The 19,937-nt window shown below is 64.2% G+C and carries 20 protein-coding genes; 15 read left to right on the top strand and 5 right to left on the bottom strand.

The window, feature by feature from the left end:
- Nucleotides 1-94: 94 nt before the first annotated feature.
- The 4 genes from IVB23_RS07365 to IVB23_RS07350 all read left to right on the top strand — a co-directional run bounded on the left by IVB23_RS07365 (nucleotide 95) and on the right by IVB23_RS07350 (nucleotide 3,115).
- Nucleotides 95-850, top strand: a complete 756-nt coding sequence (locus IVB23_RS07365) for an ABC transporter ATP-binding protein (RefSeq protein ID WP_061883374.1) — start codon at nucleotides 95-97, stop codon at nucleotides 848-850.
- On the top strand, nucleotides 847-1,560 hold the full coding sequence (locus IVB23_RS07360) for an ABC transporter ATP-binding protein (protein ID WP_247803092.1): 714 nt from the start codon (nucleotides 847-849) through the stop codon (nucleotides 1,558-1,560). The genes IVB23_RS07365 and IVB23_RS07360 overlap by 4 nt, the downstream gene beginning before the upstream one ends.
- Nucleotides 1,561-1,726: 166 nt before the next feature.
- Complete coding sequence (locus tag IVB23_RS07355; protein WP_061883276.1) at nucleotides 1,727-1,945, top strand: hypothetical protein; 219 nt, start codon at nucleotides 1,727-1,729, stop codon at nucleotides 1,943-1,945.
- Nucleotides 1,946-2,056: 111 nt separating this feature from the next.
- On the top strand, nucleotides 2,057-3,115 hold the full coding sequence (locus tag IVB23_RS07350) for a putative sulfate exporter family transporter (protein ID WP_061883275.1): 1,059 nt from the start codon (nucleotides 2,057-2,059) through the stop codon (nucleotides 3,113-3,115).
- A 132-nt stretch (nucleotides 3,116-3,247) separates the two neighbouring features.
- Here IVB23_RS07350 and IVB23_RS07345 read toward each other — a convergent pair whose 3' ends face one another.
- The 5 genes from IVB23_RS07345 to IVB23_RS07325 all read right to left on the bottom strand — a co-directional run bounded on the left by IVB23_RS07345 (nucleotide 3,248) and on the right by IVB23_RS07325 (nucleotide 7,885).
- Nucleotides 3,248-4,120, bottom strand: coding sequence for an ABC transporter ATP-binding protein (locus IVB23_RS07345; RefSeq protein WP_197965159.1), 873 nt, complete (start codon nucleotides 4,118-4,120; stop codon nucleotides 3,248-3,250).
- The gene (locus IVB23_RS07340) at nucleotides 4,117-4,986 is read right to left on the bottom strand and encodes an ABC transporter permease (protein WP_247803091.1); all 870 of its coding nucleotides are present in this window, start codon (nucleotides 4,984-4,986) and stop codon (nucleotides 4,117-4,119) included. The genes IVB23_RS07345 and IVB23_RS07340 overlap by 4 nt, the downstream gene beginning before the upstream one ends.
- Nucleotides 4,987-5,021: 35 nt before the next feature.
- The gene (locus IVB23_RS07335; protein ID WP_247803090.1) at nucleotides 5,022-6,443 is read right to left on the bottom strand and encodes an ABC transporter substrate-binding protein; all 1,422 of its coding nucleotides are present in this window, start codon (nucleotides 6,441-6,443) and stop codon (nucleotides 5,022-5,024) included.
- Nucleotides 6,444-6,624: 181 nt separating this feature from the next.
- Nucleotides 6,625-7,398, bottom strand: a complete 774-nt coding sequence (locus tag IVB23_RS07330) for a Crp/Fnr family transcriptional regulator (RefSeq protein WP_197965156.1) — start codon at nucleotides 7,396-7,398, stop codon at nucleotides 6,625-6,627.
- 190 nt (nucleotides 7,399-7,588) lie between these two features.
- Nucleotides 7,589-7,885, bottom strand: coding sequence for a gamma-butyrobetaine hydroxylase-like domain-containing protein (locus tag IVB23_RS07325; protein ID WP_247804789.1), 297 nt, complete (start codon nucleotides 7,883-7,885; stop codon nucleotides 7,589-7,591).
- Nucleotides 7,886-8,090: 205 nt separating this feature from the next.
- On the opposite strand from IVB23_RS07325, the gene IVB23_RS07320 reads away from it, so the two are divergent.
- From IVB23_RS07320 to IVB23_RS07270, 11 genes are all read left to right on the top strand, one after another.
- Nucleotides 8,091-8,864: a ferredoxin--NADP reductase gene (locus tag IVB23_RS07320; RefSeq protein ID WP_247803089.1), complete on the top strand. Its 774-nt coding sequence runs from the start codon at nucleotides 8,091-8,093 to the stop codon at nucleotides 8,862-8,864.
- Between the two features lie 102 nt (nucleotides 8,865-8,966).
- Nucleotides 8,967-10,709, top strand: coding sequence for a fumarate reductase/succinate dehydrogenase flavoprotein subunit (locus tag IVB23_RS07315; RefSeq protein WP_247803088.1), 1,743 nt, complete (start codon nucleotides 8,967-8,969; stop codon nucleotides 10,707-10,709).
- A 28-nt stretch (nucleotides 10,710-10,737) separates the two neighbouring features.
- Nucleotides 10,738-10,971 carry a ferredoxin family protein gene (locus tag IVB23_RS07310; RefSeq protein ID WP_007593252.1) on the top strand — a complete coding sequence of 78 codons (234 nt, stop codon included), beginning with the start codon at nucleotides 10,738-10,740 and terminating at the stop codon, nucleotides 10,969-10,971.
- A 2-nt stretch (nucleotides 10,972-10,973) separates the two neighbouring features.
- The gene (locus IVB23_RS07305) at nucleotides 10,974-11,951 is read left to right on the top strand and encodes a HEAT repeat domain-containing protein (RefSeq protein ID WP_247803087.1); all 978 of its coding nucleotides are present in this window, start codon (nucleotides 10,974-10,976) and stop codon (nucleotides 11,949-11,951) included.
- Between the two features lie 111 nt (nucleotides 11,952-12,062).
- Entirely contained in the window at nucleotides 12,063-13,235 is a 1,173-nt protein-coding gene (locus tag IVB23_RS07300; RefSeq protein ID WP_061883269.1) for a fumarylacetoacetate hydrolase family protein, read from the top strand.
- Between the two features lie 408 nt (nucleotides 13,236-13,643).
- On the top strand, nucleotides 13,644-14,609 hold the full coding sequence (ytfQ, locus tag IVB23_RS07295; RefSeq protein WP_247803086.1) for a galactofuranose ABC transporter, galactofuranose-binding protein YtfQ: 966 nt from the start codon (nucleotides 13,644-13,646) through the stop codon (nucleotides 14,607-14,609).
- A 119-nt stretch (nucleotides 14,610-14,728) separates the two neighbouring features.
- Nucleotides 14,729-16,273: a sugar ABC transporter ATP-binding protein gene (locus IVB23_RS07290; protein ID WP_197965153.1), complete on the top strand. Its 1,545-nt coding sequence runs from the start codon at nucleotides 14,729-14,731 to the stop codon at nucleotides 16,271-16,273.
- Nucleotides 16,270-17,262, top strand: coding sequence for an ABC transporter permease (locus tag IVB23_RS07285; protein WP_247803085.1), 993 nt, complete (start codon nucleotides 16,270-16,272; stop codon nucleotides 17,260-17,262). The genes IVB23_RS07290 and IVB23_RS07285 overlap by 4 nt, the downstream gene beginning before the upstream one ends.
- A complete protein-coding gene (yjfF, locus tag IVB23_RS07280; protein ID WP_197965151.1) occupies nucleotides 17,259-18,239 on the top strand; it encodes a galactofuranose ABC transporter, permease protein YjfF in 981 nt (326 codons plus the stop codon). The genes IVB23_RS07285 and yjfF overlap by 4 nt, the downstream gene beginning before the upstream one ends.
- The gene (locus IVB23_RS07275; protein WP_197965150.1) at nucleotides 18,236-19,012 is read left to right on the top strand and encodes a FadR/GntR family transcriptional regulator; all 777 of its coding nucleotides are present in this window, start codon (nucleotides 18,236-18,238) and stop codon (nucleotides 19,010-19,012) included. Before yjfF ends, IVB23_RS07275 begins: the two co-directional genes overlap by 4 nt.
- A complete protein-coding gene (locus IVB23_RS07270) occupies nucleotides 19,009-19,935 on the top strand; it encodes a Gfo/Idh/MocA family oxidoreductase (RefSeq protein ID WP_197965149.1) in 927 nt (308 codons plus the stop codon). The genes IVB23_RS07275 and IVB23_RS07270 overlap by 4 nt, the downstream gene beginning before the upstream one ends.
- The last annotated feature ends 2 nt before the right edge of the window (nucleotides 19,936-19,937 follow it).

Here is a 19,937-nt window from a genome sequence, read left to right as displayed (position 1 = left end):
GCACGAAGTGCGAACCCGGAATCTCGAGATTCCGGGTCTGGTCCTGACGGACCATCCTGGAATGACGGTGCCGGACAACGGCGCGAGGCGCACCATGCTTGAGATCCGCAACCTCGCAAAATCCTTCGGCGGCGTGAAGGCGACCAACGACGTCTCGCTCGATTTTCCCGACGGCTCGCTCACTGCCGTGATCGGGCCGAACGGCGCAGGCAAGAGCACCTTCTTCAACCTGATCACCGGCGCCTTGAAACCGGATTCCGGCCAGGTTCTGCTCGACGGCGTCGATCTTGCCGGCCGCTCACCGCCCGAGATCGTGCGACACGGTATCGGCCGCGCCTTCCAGGTCGCGAGCATCTTTAAGTCGCTGACGGTAGAGGAAACCATGCTCGCCGCCGTCAGCGCCGATCAGCGCACTTCCGCGGTGCTGCACAAGCGCTTTCCCTTGCCCGAAGCGCGCGACCGCGCTGAGCACGTGATGGAGCTGCTGGGTTTGGCGAGCAAGCGTCATCGCACCGCGGCGACGCTATCGCATGGCGACCAGAAGCTGCTCGACATTGCGCTGGCGCTCGTGCTCGAACCGAAGGTCCTGCTGCTGGACGAGCCGACCGCAGGCATGGGGCCGGAAGAGCGCTGGCGCATGATCGACAAGGTTCGCGAGCTCTGGGAGATCCAGAAGATCACCGTCGTCTTCATCGAGCACGACATGGACATCGTGTTCAAGATCGCACCCAAGATCGTCGTGCTGTGCTACGGCCGCATCCTCGCCACCGGCACGCCGGACGAGATCCGCAACAACAGCGCCGTGATCGACGCCTATCTCGGCACCGAGCATGCGGGAGCCGCCGCATGAGCGCCCCCGTCATCGAAGTCGCCGATCTCGACGTCTATTACGGCACGAGTCAGATCCTGTTCGGCGTCGGCCTTTCGGTGCGGCAGGGCGAGACGATGGCGCTGCTCGGCCGCAACGGCGCCGGCAAGTCGACGACAATGAAGGCGATCATGGGGCTGGCGCCGCCGCGACGGGGCAGGGTGAGCCTGCGCGGAACGGTGATATCCGGTCTTAAGCCGCACACCATCGCGCGCGCCGGCCTCGGCTTCGTGCCGGAGGACCGCCAGATCTTTCCGGAGCACACGGTCGAAGACAATCTCGTCATCGGGAAAAAGAAGGGACCGGGCGGCCAGGACGAATGGCCGATCAAGCGCATCTACGACGTCTTTCCGCTCCTGGAGCCGCTGCGCCATCGCATCGCCGGGCGCCTCTCCGGCGGCGAGCAGCAGATGCTGGCGATCGCGCGCACGCTGATGGGCAATCCGGCGCTGCTGCTGCTGGACGAGCCGAGCGAGGGCCTCGCTCCGATCATCGTGCAGCGGATCGGCGAGCTCCTGCGGCAGCTCCGCTCGCTCGGATCGACCGTACTGATCGCCGAGCAGAACATGCATTTCTGCCTGGGGCTCGCGAGCCACGCCACCGTCATCGACAAGGGCCAGATCGTCTATGCCGCCGGGATCGACGAACTCAGGGCCAACGAGGCAATCCGGCGCCGCTATCTGGCTCTGTAAGTCGGGTGCCAGTGTCCAAATAGGCCGGAAGAAGAAAACTATCGTTCCGCGCCCGTCCGACGGAAGGAGATTTCCTCCGCAAGGACAAAAACGCCAATCGCTTCCATTGCTGTTTGCGGCCGAAACGACGACATTCCCATCAGAATTTGATGGATTGGCCAGAGCCATGGAACGTACCGGATTTGAACCCTTCGGCGAGCAAATGGTGTCCGCGACGGACACCCAGCCGCGGTCGCGTACGTCGAAGCTCTTGCTGCGTGCCGGCACCGGACTGTTCTGGTCGCTGGTTGCTGGTATCGTGCTTGCCCGCGCCGCCTTCTTCGAGCCCGGCGTCTATGACGGCTTCAGCCGCGTCGCTTCCCTCGCCAAGAGCCTGATCTTCTGAGGTTGGTTGTCCGGGCTGAGGATAGAACCTCCCCCGGGACCTGATATGTCGAAAACTTATTTCCCTCCCGGGCCGCGCTGCGTATAAATCCTTCTCCTCAGGGAGAAGTTTGTGTCGCAGAATCAAGCATCCAGCCCGGCCGACGCCAAGCCGGCCACAGCCGCAAGCCGCATTGCGGCACTGATTCCCGGCATTCTCCTTTGCGTTCTGATCGCCGGCGTCTCCGCCCTGCTGGAGCGCGCCGAGTTGGGTATGTTCGAGCATCCCTATGTCGAAGCGCTCGTCATGGCGATCCTGCTCGGCATGGCGCTCCGCAGTTTCTGGAAGCCGGCGCCCCGGTGGCAGACCGGGATCGCCTTCAGCGCAAAACAGCTGCTCGAGGTCGCGGTCATGCTGCTGGGAGCCTCGATCAGCTTCGCCGCGATCGCCGCCTCGGGCATCGCGCTCCTCGTCTCGATCGCGGCCGTCGTCGTGATCGCGCTATGTGTCTCCTTCGGCCTCAGCCGTCTGTTGGGTCTGTCGACACGCCTGTCGATCCTGATCGCCTGCGGCAACTCGATTTGCGGGAATTCGGCGATTGCTGCCGTGGCGCCGATCATCGGTGCCAACAACGACGAGATCGCATCCTCGATCTCCTTCACCGCCATCCTTGGCGTGATGATGGTGCTTGGCCTGCCGCTCCTGATCCCGCTGCTGCAATTGTCGGCCACGCAATACGGCATCCTCGCGGGCCTCACCGTCTATGCTGTGCCGCAGGTTCTGGCCGCCACAGTGCCGGCCGGACTCGTCGCGACCCAGATCGGCACGCTGGTGAAATTGATGCGCGTCCTGATGCTCGGGCCCGTCGTCGTCGGCTTGTCGCTGGTCGCCTCGCGCTGGCAGGCCGACGCCAAGAAGACCAATGTCGGCTTTTTCCGCCTGGTCCCGTGGTTCATCCTCGGCTTTCTCGCGTTGGCGACCCTGCGCTCGCTCGAGATCGTGCCGGCGACGGTGGTCGGTCCCGTGACGAAGATCACCGGTTTTCTCACCGTGGTGTCGATGGCCGCACTCGGGCTAGGTGTCGACGTCCGTGTGCTTGCCAATGTCGGAGGCAGGGTGACGGCAGCCGTCACGCTCTCGCTGCTGCTGTTGCTCGGCATCAGCCTCGCGCTGGTGCATTGGTTTAAGTGATTAGAACAAAACAGCCCTACGGTGGGCAAAGGCGCGAATGCATCGTGCCCGCCCGTGGATCCACATTCGTGGTGAGGATGGTGGGCACGCTTCGCTTCGCCTGCCCTGCGAAATCAAGTGTATCGGCGGCGCCTAGATCACATCCGCGAGCGAATGCCCATGCAGCTCGATGTTCAGCCCCTGCATGCCCATGTCGTTGATCTCGCCGCCCATCGCTTTCAGGCTTTCCTCGCGGATCAGCGACATTAGCCCGCGGCGAAGCGCCAGGAACTCCGACGACATCATCATCGATTGCTGCCGCGGCCGCTCCAGCGGGATCGGGATCTCCGCCTTGATCGAGCCGGGCCGCGCGGTCATGCAGTAGACGCGGTCGGAGAGGAAGATCGCCTCATCGATATCGTGCGTGACGAACAGCACCGAGATCTTCAGCCGCTGCCACATGTTGGTGAGGATCTGCTGCATGATGACGCGGGTCTGCGCGTCGAGCGCGCCGAAGGGCTCATCCAGCAGCAGGACCTTCGGTCCCGTAGCGAGCGCGCGGACGATGCCGACGCGCTGCTTCATGCCGCCGGACAGCTTTTCCGGATAGTGCTTCTCGAACGCCTCGAGCCCCGCGAGCCCCAGCAGCGTGCGCGCGGCGCGTTCGCGCTGCGAGCGTGGCATGCCGCGCATCTTCAGGCCGAACTCGACGTTCTCCCGCACCGTCTTCCAGGGGAACAGCGAATATTGCTGGAACACCATGCCGCGTTCGGCACTGGGGCCGTTGACGCGGTCGCCATCGACGGTGACGATGCCCGTTGTCGGCTTGAGGAAGCCTGCGACCGCGTTCAGCAGCGTCGATTTTCCGCAGCCGGAGGGGCCGACGATCGAGACGAACTCGCCGGGCCTCACATGGATCTGCGTATCGGTGACGGCCTGAACGGGTCCCTCGATCGTCTCGTAGGCGAGGGAGAAGTTCCTGACCTCGATGTGGCCCTTCGACGTGTTCGCAAGCACCTCGCTCATGTCGACCTCCACGGCATCACCAACTGTCCCGTGCCCCTGATAAGCAGGCTCGATCCGAGACCGAGCACCCCGATTGCGATCATGCCGAGCGCGATGTCGGCATACTGGACCAGCGAATACGCCTCCCAGGTGAAGTAGCCGATGCCGTACTGACCGGAGATCATCTCGGCGGCGATCAGCGACACCCATGCGACGCCCATGCCGACGGTAAGGCCGGTGAAAATGTGCGGCAGCGAGGCCGGAAAATACACCTCGCGGAAGATCGATCGCTCGCGCGCACCGAGACATTGCGCGGCGCGAACCAGAACGGGATCGACCAGCGACATGCCGTGCAGCGTGTTGACCAGGATCGGGAAGAACGAGCCGAGGAAGGTGATGAATACGATGCTCTGCTCGTTGGTCGGCCACAGCATGATGGCCATCGGCACCCAGGCGATCGCCGGGATTGGCCGTAGCACTTCGGCGACCGGGAAGATCACCTCGTGCACCAGCTTGAATCGCCCCATGATCAGGCCGAGCGGCACGCCGACGATGGCTGCGAGTGAGAAGCCGATGAAGATGCGCCGACAGCTCAGCAGGATATGCATCAGGAATTTGGGGTCGTGGATCGCCGTGGTGAAGCTCGCATAGACTGCGAGCGGCGAGGGCACGTTGGTGAAGCGCACGAAGAACACGACGCGATAGGTCGTGAGCAGATGCCAGACCAGGAGGAAGGCGATCAGCGAGGCGATGCCGATCGCGGTGGCGCGCAGCCGGCCCTGGTTGAGCCGGTACCAGCGCAGCGCGATCGCACCGAAGGAGGCGGGGGTTGCGAGCGGCGTGGCGGCGGGCGCGCGGCCCGCCTCTGCAATGGCTGTTGCCGGCATGCTATCCTCGGGATGTCTGACGAGGGCGGGACTGCTCACGTCTTGCCTCCGCCGACTACCGCTTTTACCGCGTCATCGAAGCCGAGCACCTTGCCGCTGATCTTGGCCGCGTATGCCTCGGCGTCCTTCTTCAGCAGGAACGGTGCGACATCGCCATTGCCGACGGCGAAGAAGGCCTGGTCGGCGAACAGCTTGATACCCCGGGTCGTATCGAAGACGTAAGCGACGTTGATCTTCTTGCCCTTGGCCTTGTAATCGGCATAGGCGCCGAGCGTGCAACTGGCTGACGAGAAGGGCATGATTCCGGCATCGTCGACCCAGACCTCGCCGGCCTTACGCGGGTCGGCGATCGGCTTCTTGCAGAAGGCGTCATCGCCGGAGACCTCGTAGTTCCTGGTGCTCGCAAGCTGCGCGTCATAGTCGAGCTTCATCTCGGCATAGGCCTTGCGGACGTAGCTGTCGTCGACCCACTTCCTGGGATCGAATTCCTTCATGCGACCGAGGTTCTGCAGCACCTTGACGTCGGCGGTTGCGGCGTCGATCAGCACCGGCTTGATCGAGGGATCGGTGGTCATGTTGCCGCCGGGGCCGAGGAAGATGTAGACGACTTCCTTGTTGATGCCGGTCCACTGTTGGATCTTTTCCGCGGCGAGCTTCGGATCCTCGCGCAGCCACTGATTGGCGGCAATCAGCGCCTTGAAGTAGGCGACGACGACCTCGGGATATTTGTCGGCGAAGTCGGTGCGGACGACGATACCGTGGAAAGTCGGCAAGTTCGTCTCGACGCCGTCAAAGATCTTTCGCGCGAAGCCGCGGAAGGGCAGCAGCTCGGCGAAGGGGACGAAGTCGGCGTGCGCGTCGATCTTCTTCTCCTGGAGATTGGTCGAGCCGACCTCCGGGCTCTGGCTGACGAGCTGGAAGAAGTCGGATGCATAGCCGCGGTCCTGCATCGCCTTCAGAACCATGCCGTGCGCGGCGGAACCGAAGGGGACGCTGACGAGCTTGCCCTTGAGATCGGCGAGATCGTAGTAGGACGAGTCCTTGTGGACGACGAGGCCATTGCCGGAGCCGGACAGGCTATAGGCGGCGATGCCGACCAGCCGGCTCTTGCTCTCCGGATTGCTCTCGAAGGTGAAGCCGTTCACGATCAGCGGATAGTCGCCCATCATGCCGATCTGCAGCTTGTTTGCCATCATCGCGTTGGTGACGGGTGGACCGGAGGTGAAATTCTGCCACTCCAGCTCAAACTTGATGTTGGCGTATTTTCCGTCCTTCGGCAGGTATTTTTCAAGGAGACGCAACTGGCGGATGACGACGCCGGCGGTCACCGTGTTGGTCGTTGTGTCCTGCGTTCCGATGCCGAGCGTGACGGTTTCCGCCGAGGCCGGCTGCGTGACGAGTAACGCCAGCGACGTCACCGACATCGCGATCGAGAGCGTGGGAAGATGGCGGACCATTCTCATCCTCATTCGGTTGGATGTGCTGTGGTTGCCATGATTGGGTGAGGGCGTGGACAGGGCAAATCCGGAGTGGCTGTCGCAGTCGATTAGTTGCCGGGAAAAGCTGATTGCATACTCCTTGGGCAGTCCTGCACTATAAAGCCGCTTGCCTGTGCATTCGCCTTGGCCGCAAATTCGTCTAGTCAGTTGCGTGACCGCGCATCTCCTCCAGCACGTCGGTCCGGCAGATCACGATCTGCGACCGCTTGGTCACCACGATTCCCTTCTCCTGCATGCGCTTCAGACTGATCGTGACCCATTGCCTTGTGGCGCCAACCATGTGGGCGATGTCGGCGTGGGTGAAGGCTGCGGCGATCACAGTGCCGTCGGCGTCGTCGACGCCATAGAGCTCGACGAGGTGTAGCAACAGGTGCGCAAGCCGCTGTGTGATCGAGCGCGTCCCCAGCATCTGGGCCAGGGCCGAATAGCATTTGCCCTTGAACGTGAGGCCTTCGATGAGGCCGATCGCGAGGTTCGGGATCTCAGCGGCAAGGGACCGCAGTTCCTTTCCGGGCAGGTGCACCACGCTGCAATTGCTGGACGCAACGCCGGACCATTGGTGCACGGTGCCCTCGAACACTTCGGGCCCGCCGACGAAATTGCCGACATGCCAGTAGGCGAGGGTGATCTCGCGCCCCAGCGGCGAAGTGTAGAACACGCGGATGCGGCCGCTCTCGATCAGCCAGATGCCGTCATGCTTGCCGCCCTGGCTGAACAACGTCTGGCCGCGGTTGAGCACCTTGCGGCGGCCCTGCTTGAGCACCAGCTCCCGCTCGCGTGGAGAGAGCTTGTCCATCAGCGGCGGCGGCCCGCCGATCCATCGTTGGTTTTCAGTGAGCAGCAGCGAGGAGCTGCCGGCAGGCCGGACTGTCGGGGGAATGGGCCCACGAACCACATTGGCGGCCTGCAACATCGTCTGCCTCCGGAACGTTCAAATCGTTCTAAAGAGGAGCAATGTCCGTGCCAGATGGGGAGCGATTTACTTGCTGCGTCATTCCGGATGCGCGCAAAGCGCGCAGGCCCGGAACCCATAACCACGAGCCGGGGCTATGGATTCCGGGCTCGCCCTTCGGGCGCCCCGGAATGACGACTAAGTTATGGGGTCAACACCCCGCCAGGCTCAGCAGATACGGCTTCGGGTAGATCCCCCGAGCATGCCCATCCGAGAACGAGATGTTCAGCCCGTAACCGAGATCGCCGATCTCGGTGATGGCGATGCCGGGAAACCTGTCGGGGAAGCGGCCGTCGAAGCGGGCACGGGTGCAGTGGGCGCATTTGCAGGAGAGGCGGAGTGTTTCGGCAGAAACGCTGAGCGCGTCGTCCTGTGTCGTGCGGACCAGCAGCGCGGCGAGATCGGCGCTGGCTTCATAGTCGGCGATAGCAGGTGCCACCAAGGTCATGGTCATGACGAACCTCCGACTTCAATCTATGTCGGTGCGGGCGCGCACGAATAGCAACTAATTGCCGGCGTAGGCGTGATCGGGCGCCTTGCCTTCAGTCATAGCTCGCGAAATGTGAAACTAATCGACCAGGAATTTCACTTCCACATTGCCGGACTCGTCCCTCTCCGAAATCTTCTGCGCCATCGATCGCGAAGGAGAGAGCATGAGTGCATTTCAGAAGGAAACGGTTCTGTCGGTCAGGCACTGGACCGAGTCCCTGTTCAGCTTCACCGCAACGCGCGATCCCGGCTTCCGCTTCCAGAACGGCCAGTTCGCGATGATCGGCCTGGAGGTCGAGGGCAAGCCGTTGATGCGGGCCTACAGCATGGCCAGCGCCAACCACGAGGAGGCGCTCGAATTCTTCTCGATCAAGGTGCAGGACGGTCCGCTGACCTCGCGCCTCCAGAGGATCAAGGAAGGTGACATCATCCTGGTCGGCCGCAAGGCGACGGGGACGCTGATCACCGGCAATCTCATTCCGGGAAAGCGTCTGCTGCTGCTGTCGACCGGAACGGGCCTGGCGCCGTTCGCCAGCCTGATCAAGGACCCCGACGTCTACGAGAACTACGAGACCATCGTGCTTGCCCATGGCTGCCGCCAGGTCTCCGAGCTCGCCTATGGCGAGCACGTCGTCGCTGGTCTGCGCAACCACGAATTCTTCGGCCCGCAGATCCGCGACAAGCTGGTCTACTACCCGACCGTCACCCGCGAGCCGTTCCGGAACCGCGGCCGCATCACCGACCTGATCGCCTCGAACCAGCTTTTTGACGATCTAAAGCAATCCGGCCTCGATATCGAGACCGATCGCATCATGCTGTGTGGCAGCCCCGCGATGCTGGAGGAGCTGCACGACATGTTCTCCGCGCGCGGCTTCGTGGAGGGCAATCACAGCGAGCCCGGCCATTTCGTCATCGAGAAGGCCTTCGTCGAGCGCTGAGGCGCAAATCGCATCCTGGCGACAACTAATTGCTATCGCCCGGACGCCGCCTGAACAAATCTGACGCAAAGGCGCCGACCATCGGCGAACCAGGAGCAAGTGATGGCACTAGATCAGATCGTCGACGGACTTTCGGAGGTTTCCTGCGATGTGCTGGTGATCGGCGGCGGCACAGCCGGCCCGATGGCGGCGCTGAAGGCGAAGCTGAAGAACCCGAAGGCCAATGTCGTTCTGCTCGAAAAAGCCAATGTCAAGCGCTCCGGGGCGATCTCGATGGGCATGGACGGGCTGAACAACGCCGTCATCCCCGGTTATGCGACGCCGGAGCAATACACCAAGGAAATCACCATTGCCAACGACGGCATCGTTGACCAGAAGGCGGTCTATAAATACGCGCAGAACTGCTACAAGATCATCGAGGAACTGGACAGCTTTGGCATCCGCTTCCTGAAGAACGAGAACGGCGACTACGCCGTCAAGAAGGTGCACCACATCGGCACCTATGTGCTGCCGATGCCGAACGGCGAGACGGTAAAGAAGGCGCTGTACCGCCAACTTCGTCGGGCCCGCATCCTGATCTCCAACCGCTACATAGCGACGCGGCTGCTGAAGTCCGCCGATGGTCGCATCGCGGGGGCCGTCAGTGTCAATACCCGCACCGCCGAGATGCTGGTGATCAAGGCCAAGGCCGTGATCCTCTGCATGGGCGCCGCCGGCCGCCTGGGCCTGCCAACCTCCGGCTACATGTTCGGCACCTATGAGAATGCCGCCAATTCCGGCGACGGCTACGCCATGGCCTATCACGCCGGCGCCGCGCTCGCGAACCTCGAATGCTTCCAGATCAACCCGCTGATCAAAGACTATAACGGCCCGGCCTGCGCCTATGTCGCCGGACCGTTCGGCGCATATACGGCGAACAACGAAGGCTCGCGCTTCATTGAATGCGACTATTGGTCCGGCCAGATGATGCTGGAGTTTTACAACGAGCTCCTGTCCGGCAAGGGCCCGGTGTTTCTCCAGCTCAAGCATCTTCACCCCGACACCATCTCCGAGATCGAGTCCACGCTGCACAAGGTGGAGCGTCCGACGCGCGGGCTGTTTCAGCAGGGACGCGGGGTCGATTACCGCAGCGAGTCGATCGAGATGCACATCTCCGAGATCGGCTTCTGCTCCGGTCACAGCGCCTCTGGCGTGTTCGTCGACGATAATGCGCGCACAACCGTGCCCGGCCTCTACGCCGCCGGCGACATGGCGAGCGTGCCGCACAACTACATGCTTGGCGCCTTCACCAACGGCTCGGTCGCTGGAATTGACGCGATGGAGTTCGCCGACAGCCATGACTTCGCGGAGTTCGACGCCGCCGACGTCGCACTGGAGCGTGAGCGCGTGATGGCGCCGACCAGGCGAGAGGACGGCATTCCGCCGAACCAGATCGAGTACAAGACCCGGCGCCTGGTCAACGACTATCTCCAGCCGCCGAAGGTCACGCGCAAATACGAGCTCGGGATGCGCCGCCTCGCCGAAGCGCGGGAGGACATGCAGGAGCGCATGATCGCGCGCAACGCGCATGAGCTGCTCCGCGCCCTCGAAGTGCAGTCGATCATGGACTGCGCCGACATGGCCGCGCACGCCTCGCTCTATCGTGAGGAAAGCCGCTGGGGCCTCTATCACTGGCGCACGGATTTTCCGGAGAAGGACAACGAGAACTGGTTCTGCCACACGCTGCTGTCTAAGTGCGACGGCAAGATGACCAGCGAGAAGCGCGCCGTCGAGCCCTATGTCGTGCCGATCGCCGACGACGAGAAGGATCTGTACGACAAGCAGCGCATCCGCGCCTCGGCCTGACGCACCAGAACACAACAGGAGACATCAAATGCCTCTCGCATCCTATCAGACATCGGTCCCGGTGGTCGTCGACGACGCCAAATGCATCGCTGACAAGGGTTGCACCGTCTGCGTCGACGTGTGCCCGCTCGACGTCCTGCGCATCAGCGACATGACCAACAAGGCCTACATGGCCTATGACGAGTGTTGGTATTGCATGCCCTGCGAAGCCGATTGCCCGACCGGTGCCGTCACCGTCAACATTCCCTATCTGTTGAGGTGATCATGTCGGGCCCGTTCGAGTCCTATGACGACCTCGACGACGCTGACGAGCGGCTGCAGGCGGCCGATCCCGCCGAGCGTCGCGTCGCCATCATCGCGCTCGGCCATTCCGGCGATCCCGCCGCGGTCGCGCATCTCGCCAAGCTGGTTGCCGATCCCGACAGCGGCGTTCGCCAGCAGGTCGCGATGGCGCTCGGCGAGTTCGACGGGCCGGAGGCGGCGAGCGCGCTGGTGAAGCTGCTGGTCGATCCCGAGAGAATCGTCGCAGCCGCGGCGGCCGACAGCATGGCCGAGTTCAAGGATCCGGCCTGCGCCGGGATCATCCTGCCGCTGGTCAAGCACGCACACGCCTTCGTCCGCATGGGCGCGCTGCGTGCGCTGAAGGAATTGCGCTGCAAGGACACGCTCAAGCCGGCGCTGGAAGCACTCCAGGATGCCGATGCCGCCGTGCGCGTGCAGGCGATCGGCGTGATCGGCTTCCTCAAGCTGGAAGAATCGATCCCGGCGCTGACCGCGCTGATCAACGATCCCGACGCCCATGTCCGCCGCGCCGCGGTCAGCGCGTTGGCTTTCTCGCAGATGAAGCCCGCGGCAGAGACGATCACGCGCGCGCTGAAGGACTCGGATTGGATGGTCCGCGAGATGGCTGCGGAAACGCTGGGTCTCAACGCCAACGGTTCGCTCGCGGCCGATCAGCTCGTCGGCTCGCTCGCCGACGAATTCTGGCAGGTGCGGCTCAAGGCCATTCGCAGCCTCGGCAAGATGAAGGTCGAGCGCGCGGTACGCCCGATTGGCAATTGCATCAACCATGACCAGGCGAACTTGCGCAAGGAGGCGGCCGCCGCGCTCGGCGAGATCGCCCATCCTGACGGCGAGGCGTTCCTGGCGGTGATCGCCGACGATCCCGATCCCGATGTCCGCAAGAACGCACGCTGGGCGCTGCAGCAGATCGCAGCCCGCAAGGCGCGGGCAGGGGCATAGCCGCCTCGTTGCCACTCTGGACTTCCCCCGCCAGACGTTTATTGGTCTTCGCCAATGCGATCGGCCGTCTTCGAGTGCGGCCGGTCCTTAGAAACAGCGAGGACGCCGGCCATGACGACATTGACTGTGAAGGATCTTCTCCCCGAGGATGGCACGCGGGGAACATTGGCCGGCCGCGTCTGGCTGCCGCAGGTCAATGGTCCGGCCGTGGTCGCCGTGCGCGGCGACGGCGTGTTCGATGTCACCGCGAGATTCCCGACCATCAGCGCGCTCTGCGAAGATGACAATCCCGCCCAGGCGCTTGCTGCGGCTAAGGGTGAACGTATCGGCGATCTCGAAGCAATTGTTGCTAACACGGCACCCGACGGGCGTGACCCGAAAAAGCCGTGGTTGCTTGCACCGGTCGACCTCCAGACGCTGAAAGCGGCGGGTGTCACTTTCGCCATCTCGATGCTGGAGCGCGTCATCGAGGAGCGCGCGAAGGGCAACCCGGCCTCGGCCGAGGCGATCCGCAAAGAAGTCACCCGGCTGATCGGCGACGATCTGTCCAAGCTCAAGCCGGGCTCGGACCAGGCGATGCACCTGAAGCAGGTGCTGATCGATCAGAACGCCTGGAGCCAGTATCTCGAGGTCGGCATCGGCCCCGACGCTGAAGTCTTCACCAAGGCGCCGACGCTGTCGTCGGTCGGCACTGGCATGGACGCCGGCCTGCATCCGAAATCGACCTGGAACAATCCCGAGCCGGAACTCGTGCTGTTCGTCTCCAGCCGCGGCAAGATCGTCGGCGGGGCGCTCGGTAACGACGTCAACCTCCGCGATTTCGAGGGCCGTTCTGCGCTGCTGCTGTCGAAGGCCAAGGACAACAATGCGTCCTGCGCAATCGGCCCGCTGCTGCGCCTGTTCGACGATACGTTCTCACTCGACGACGCGCGCAAGCTGGACATCGGCTTGAATGTCACGGGCACGGACGGCTTCGTCCTCGACGGCCATTCCTCGATCAGCAAGATCAGCCGCGATCCGACCGATCTGGTTGCGCAGACCATCGGCAAGATCCATCAATACCCTGATGGCTTCGTGCTGTTCCTGGGAACGATGTTCGCACCGGTCAAGGATCGCGATGCGCCGGGGCAGGGGTTCACCCATAAGCGCGGCGACATCGTCACGATCTCCGCGCCCGAGCTCGGCAAGCTCGTCAACCGCATGCGCACCAGCGACGAGTGCGAACCGTGGACGTTTGGCATCGGCGCGCTGATGAAGAACCTGGCGCAACGGAAGCTGATCTAGTTTCCGCGCCTCTCCCGCTTGCATGCGAGGAGAGGCTGACACGCGAAGCGTGGCGGATGAAGGGACTCTCCACGAGTCGATCTGGTCGATAGACGCAGAGCTCTCGCTGTGCTCGCAATGACGCGGAGGAGATTGCGAGGCTGTCGGTCACCGTCCTCGCGGAGACTCCCTCATCTTGGCCGCCTCATACTTTTTCATCTCCCCGTTGCAGGGCTGGAACAAAATCGCTCTGAGCGTGTCGTAAGACCGTCCATCCCGCCGACGTCGTCCTCCGTCGAATAGTAAAATAATATGACTAGTCGGAACCCATCTTCCGTGAAATAGTGCCTCCCGCCGGCTCAAAGCTCGGCTTACGGGTGCCATGTTACCTATCTGGCGCCTCAGAAAACATCTTGGGAGACACGCCTGATGACCCCTAAAGTCCTCTTTGCGGCCAGCGCCGCGGCCGCCTTGTTGCTCGCGCTGCCAGCCAGCGCTGCCCAGCTCACCATCGGCTTCTCGCAGATCGGATCGGAATCCGGCTGGCGCGCGGCCGAGACTTCGGTCTCCAAGCAGGAAGCCGCTAAGCGCAAAGTCAATCTCAAGATCGCCGACGCGCAGCAGAAGCAGGAGAACCAGATCAAGGCGATCCGCTCCTTCATCGCGCAGAACGTCGATGCCATCTTCCTTGCGCCTGTCGTCTCGACCGGCTGGGATTCGGTGCTGAAGGAAGCCAAGGAAGCCAAGATCCCGGTGGTGCTGCTCGACCGCGACATCGATCCTTCCGGCAAGGACCTCTATCTCACCGCCGTCACCTCCGACAGCGTGCATGAGGGCGCCGTCGCGGGCGACTGGCTCGCCAAGACGGTGGGGACGAAGGCCTGCAACATCGTTGAATTGCAGGGCACGGTCGGCGCCAGCGTCGCAGCCAACCGCAAGAAGGGCTTTGATACCGCGATCGCCAAGCATGCGAACCTGAAGGTGCTGCGCAGCCAGACCGGTGACTTCACCCGCGCCAAGGGCAAGGAGGTGATGGAGAGCTTCATCAAGGCCGAAGGCGGCGGCAAGTCGATCTGCGCGGTCTACGCCCACAACGACGACATGATGGTCGGCGCGATCCAGGCCATGAAGGAAGCCGGCCTCAAGCCCGGCAAGGACATTCTCACGGTCTCGATCGACGCCGTGCCCGACATCTTCAAGGCGATGGCCGCGGGCGAGGCGAATGCCACGGTCGAGCTGACGCCGAACATGGCCGGCCCCGCGCTCGATGCCATCGCGGCGTTCAAGGAGAAGGGCACGGTTCCGCCGAAATGGATCCAGACCGAGTCCAAGCTCTATACCGCGGCGGACGATCCGCAGAAGATCTACGACAGCAAGAAGGGCCTCGGTTACTGAGGCGGGCACGCCTCGCCGGGCCGCTTCTTGCGGCCTGGCGGTCCCCCTCGAAACCGCTGCGCGAACGAATAGGCTGGGCATCCGCATCATGAGCGGACGCCGGTGGGAGTGACGTTGCGATGGAAAACAGCCCCGATCCTGCTCCGCCGCTCCTTGAGGTGCGCGGGATCAGCAAGAGTTTCGGCGCCGTGCGTGCACTGCAGGAGGTCGACTTCACGCTGCGCGCCGGCGAGATCCATGCCCTGCTCGGCGAGAACGGCGCCGGCAAGTCCACACTGATCAAGGTGATCACCGGCGTATTCCCGCGCGATGCCGGCATCGTCAGGATCAGTGGTGAAGAGGTCGCGCCGCGCTCGGCCAAGGCGGCGCTTGGCGCCGGCATCGCCACCGTCTACCAGGAGGTCAACCTGCTGCCGAACCTGTCGGTGGCGCAGAACCTGTTCCTCGACCGCCAGCCGATGCGCTTCGGCATCGTGCGCGAAGGCGAGATGCGCCGCCGCGCCAAGGCACTGCTCGCGGATTTCGGTCTCGATATCGATGTCGCCGCGCCGCTCGGCAACTATTCGGTGGCAATCCAGCACGTCACCGCGATCGCGCGCGCCGTCGATCTCTCCGCACGCGTGCTGATCCTGGACGAGCCGACTGCCAGCCTGGACCGCCATGAGGTCGAGATTCTCTTCGGCATCATGCGCCAGCTCGCGCAGCGCGGCATCGGCATCGTCTTCGTCAGCCACTTCCTCGATCAGGTCTACGAGATCTCCGACCGCATCACGGTGCTGCGCAACGGCCGTCTGGTCGGCGAGCGTGAGACAGTCTCGCTGCCGCGCCTCGACCTGATCCGCATGATGCTCGGTCGCGAGCTTGCAGAGACCACCAGCGCGCGGGCTTCTGTCACCGAGCACAAGGCGCGCGAGATCTGCGCGAGCTTCGAAGGTTACGGCAAGGCCGGTTACGTCGCGCCGTTCAATCTCGAGCTGCGCCATGGCGAGGTCGTGGGACTTGCTGGACTGCTCGGTTCGGGCCGCACCGAGACGGCGCGGCTGGTGTTCGGCGCCGAACGCGCCGATCTCGGGCAGGCCAAGGTAGAGGGCGTCCCGGTGCGGCTGCAGTCGCCGCGCGACGGTGTGCGCCACGGTTTTGGCTATTGCCCGGAGGAACGCAAGACCGACGGCATTATTGCCGAGCTCAGCGTGCGCGAGAACATCGTGCTCGCGCTCCAGGCCAAGCGCGGCCTCTATCGCCCGCTGTCGCGCCGCGAGCAGGACGAGATCGCGCGCCGCTACGTCAAGATGCTCGACATCCGCCCGCCTGATCCGGAACGTCCCGTTGGACTGCTTTCCGGCGGCAATCAGCAGAAGGTGTTGCTGGCGCGCTGGCTCGCGACCTCGCCGCGGCTCCTCGTGCTGGACGAGCCGACCCGCGGCATCGACGTCGGCGCGCATGCCGAAATCATCCGCCTGATCCGCGAACTGTGCGACGAGGGCCTGGCGCTGTTGGTGATCTCCTCCGAGCTCGACGAGATCGTGACCTATTCGGATCGAGTCGTGGTGCTGCGCGACCGCGCCCATGTCGAGGAGCTCGCTGGAGAGGCGATCGACGTCGGCCACATTCTCGCGGCGATCGCCGCCGATGGCGCCGCGACTGCGCATGAGGGCCGGGCATGACCGCACTGTTGCCGCGCCGCGGCCTTGCCCAGGTCCTGGCGTTGATCGTCATCCTGGCGGTCGATCGCATCGTATCGCCTCAGTTCTTCGACCTGCGCCTGCAGGACGGGCGGCTGTTCGGCAGCCTGATCGACGTGCTCAATCGCGGCACGCCCGTGGCACTGCTCACGCTCGGCATGGTGCTGGTGATCGCGACGCGCGGTATCGATCTCTCAGTCGGCGCCGTCATGGCGATTTCGGGCGCCATCGCGGCCGGCCTCGCCGACAGCCACGGGCTGCCGATCGTGCTGGCGGCCGCGCTTGGCGCCGGACTCGTCTGCGGCTTGTGGAACGGCTTCCTCGTCGCCGTGCTCGGCATGCAGCCGATCGTGGCCACGCTGATCCTGATGGTGGCGGGACGCGGCATCGCCCAGCTGATCACCGAGGGGCGCATCGTCACCTTTTCCTCACCGGACCTGGTCTGGCTCGGCAATGGCTCGGTACTCGGCCTGCCGGTTCCGGTCGTGATCGCCCTGGGCATGCTGATCCTCACCGCCGCAGTGGTGCGCGGCTCGGCGCTCGGGCTGCTGATCGAGGCAATCGGTGGCAATGCGCGGGCGAGCGAGCTCGCCGGCGTCGGCACCCGCGCCATGATCCTTTCGGTCTACGTCTGGTGCAGCGTCTGCGCCGCGCTCGCCGGCGTGATCGCGGCGGCCGACATCATGGGTGCCGATGCCAACAATGCCGGCCTCTGGCTCGAGCTCGACGCCATCCTCGCGGTCGTGATCGGTGGCACCTCGCTGTTCGGCGGCCGTTTCAGCCTCGTGCTCGCCGTGTTGGGGGCGCTCATCATCCAGACCATGAACACCGGCATCTTGCTGTCGGGCTATCCGCCGGAGTTCAACCTGCTGGTCAAGGCCGTGGTGGTGCTCGCGGTGCTGCTGCTGCAATCGCCGAAGCTGTCGGGGCTCGCCGGAATTGCCATGCGGCTGCGGAGGACCAAGGCATGAAAGGCCTGCCGCCCGTCCTCATCACGGCCATCGTGCTCGTTGCGGGCTTCGCGCTCTGCGCGATGCAGTTTCCCAATATTGCTTCGACGCGCGTGGTAGGAAACCTCCTCACCGACAACGCCTTCCTCGGCATCGTCGCGACCGGCATGACATTTGTGATCATCTCCGGCGGCATAGATCTTTCGGTCGGATCGGTGATCGGCTTCACCACCGTGTTCGTCGCGCTCGCGATCGAGCGCTGGGGCATGCCGCCGCTGGTCGCCTTCGTCGCCATTCTCGTGCTCTCGGCGGCCTTCGGTGCGGCGATGGGCGCGGTGATCCATGTCTTCGATTTGCCACCGTTCATCGTGACGCTTGCCGGCATGTTCCTGGCGCGCGGTGCGAGCTTCCTGCTCTCGACCGAATCGGTGCCGATCACCGCCCCGGTCTATTCCACCGTGTCGGACTTCGCGCTGCGGATGCCCGGCGGGGGGCGACTGACCGCGATCGCGATCGTCATGCTCGCGATCGTGATCGGCGGCGCCTTGCTTCTGCGTCTCACCCGGTTCGGCGCCAACGTCTATGCGCTCGGCGGCAACCGAACCACCGCAAGCCTGATGGGCGTTGCCGTCGGCAAGATGACGATCAAGATCTACATGCTGTCGAGCCTGCTCGCGGGGATCGCCGGCATCGTCTTCTCCTTCTACACCAGCGCCGGCTATTCGCTCTCCGCCGTCGGTGTCGAGCTCGACACCATCGCCGCCGTCGTGATCGGCGGCACGCTGCTGACTGGCGGCCAGGGCTCGGTGATCGGCACCTTCCTCGGCGTGCTGATCCAGGGCCTGATCCAGACCTACATCAATTTCGACGGCACATTGTCGAGCTGGTGGACCAAGATCGCGACCGGCGTGCTACTGTTCGCCTTCATCGCCTTGCAGCAGGGGCTGGTCGCGCTGGCGCGCAGGCCGGTGGTCAAGAGCGCAGGAGCGGCGTCATGACCTCTCGCATCCTCGTCATCCCGACGCGGCGGGCCCACTCCAACCATGCGGAGGTGGCACGTTCGATCGGCGTCGACATCATCGCCGGCCGTTATGCGGAAGGCACACGTCTGCCGGGCGATGCCGAGATGATCGCGATGTTCGGCGTGTCGCGGCCGGTGCTGCGGGAGAGCGTGAAGACGCTGGTCGCCAAGGGCCTGCTCACCACCAAGGCGCGGGTCGGGACCGTCGTGCGCGAGCGCGGCGCCTGGAACATGTTCGACGCCGATGTGCTGGCCTGGCACCTCGACGCCGGCATCGACAAGCGCTTCCTCAACGATCTCGCCGAGATCCGACTTGCGGTCGAGCCGCGTGCGGCCATGCTCGCGGCGACGCAGCGGTCGGAGGAAGACCTTGCCGAGCTCCGGCGCAGCATGGAGCGCATGCGGCGTGAGGCGTCCGACTCGGCGGGCTTTGCCGATGCCGATCTCGCGCTTCACGTGGCCGTGGCGCGTGCCTCGGGCAATTTGTTCATGCGCTCGATCGGGCACGTCATCGAGGCCGCGCTGCGCGCATCGTTCCTGCTCAGCGCCCCGGTCGAGCCGGAGGATCGCGACACTGTGCTGTTGTGGCACCAGAAGATCGTCGATGCCATCGCGGTCGGCGATGCCGATGCTGCCGCCGAAGCGATGGTCTTCGTCATTCACAATGGAATGCATCGCCATGAGGGTGCCGCGATCGAGACCGCGCCGGCCGAGGCGCTGCCGTCAGCGGATACTGGAGAACGAGCGTGACAGACCTTCGCATCGCCATCGTCGGGTTCGGCAAGATCGCGCGCGACCAGCATGTCGGCGCGATCGCCGCGGTGCCGGGCGCGACACTGGCGGCCGTCGCCAGCCGCAACGCTTCGCTGCCGGAATTGCCGCATTTTGCCACCATCGAGGAACTGCTGGAGCAGGGGCCGCCGATCGATGCGGTGTCGCTCTGTACGCCGCCACAGGTGCGCCGGGCCCAGGCAGCGGCAGCCCTTGCCGCCGGCAAGCATGTCATGCTGGAGAAGCCGCCCGGCACCGGCGTTGCCGAGCTCGATCCGTTGATCGCAATGGCGGCGGAGGCGAAGCGCACGCTGTTTGCGACCTGGCATTCGCGCCATGCGCCGGCGGTCGAGCCGGCGCGGCAATGGCTCGCCGAGCGCCGCATCGCCTCCGTGCACATCAGCTGGAAGGAAGACGTCCGCGTCTGGCATCCCGGCCAGGCCTGGATCTGGGAGCCCGGCGGCCTCGGCGTGTTCGATCCCGGCATCAATGCGCTGTCGATCCTCACCAGGATTCTGCCGAAGCCCGTGTTCGTCACCGCGGCCGAGCTGGCCTTCCCGGCCAATTGCCAGGCACCGATCGCAGCGAACCTGACACTGACTGATATCAGCGGCCTGCCTGTGACCGCCGAGTTCGATTTCCGCCAGACCGGGCCGCAGAGCTGGGATATTATCGTCGAAACGGATCGGGGCCGGATGACTCTGTCCAGCGGCGGCGCGCGCATGTCTGTCGACGGCAAGGTGCTTGCCGAGGCGCCCGATGAGGAATATCGCGGCCTCTACCGGCGCTTCGTCGAACTCGCGGCGACCGGCGCAAGCGACATGGATCTGACGCCACTGCGTCTCGTCGCCGACGCCTTCCTGCTGGGCAAGCGCACGATCGTGGAGCCGTTTGTGGATTGAAC

This window comes from Bradyrhizobium sp. 191 (genome assembly GCF_023100985.1).
GTDB classification, from domain to species: domain Bacteria; phylum Pseudomonadota; class Alphaproteobacteria; order Rhizobiales; family Xanthobacteraceae; genus Bradyrhizobium; species Bradyrhizobium diversitatis.
The sequence above is the reverse complement of the archived record's forward strand: the minus strand, read 5'-3'. Positions and strand labels throughout refer to the sequence as shown.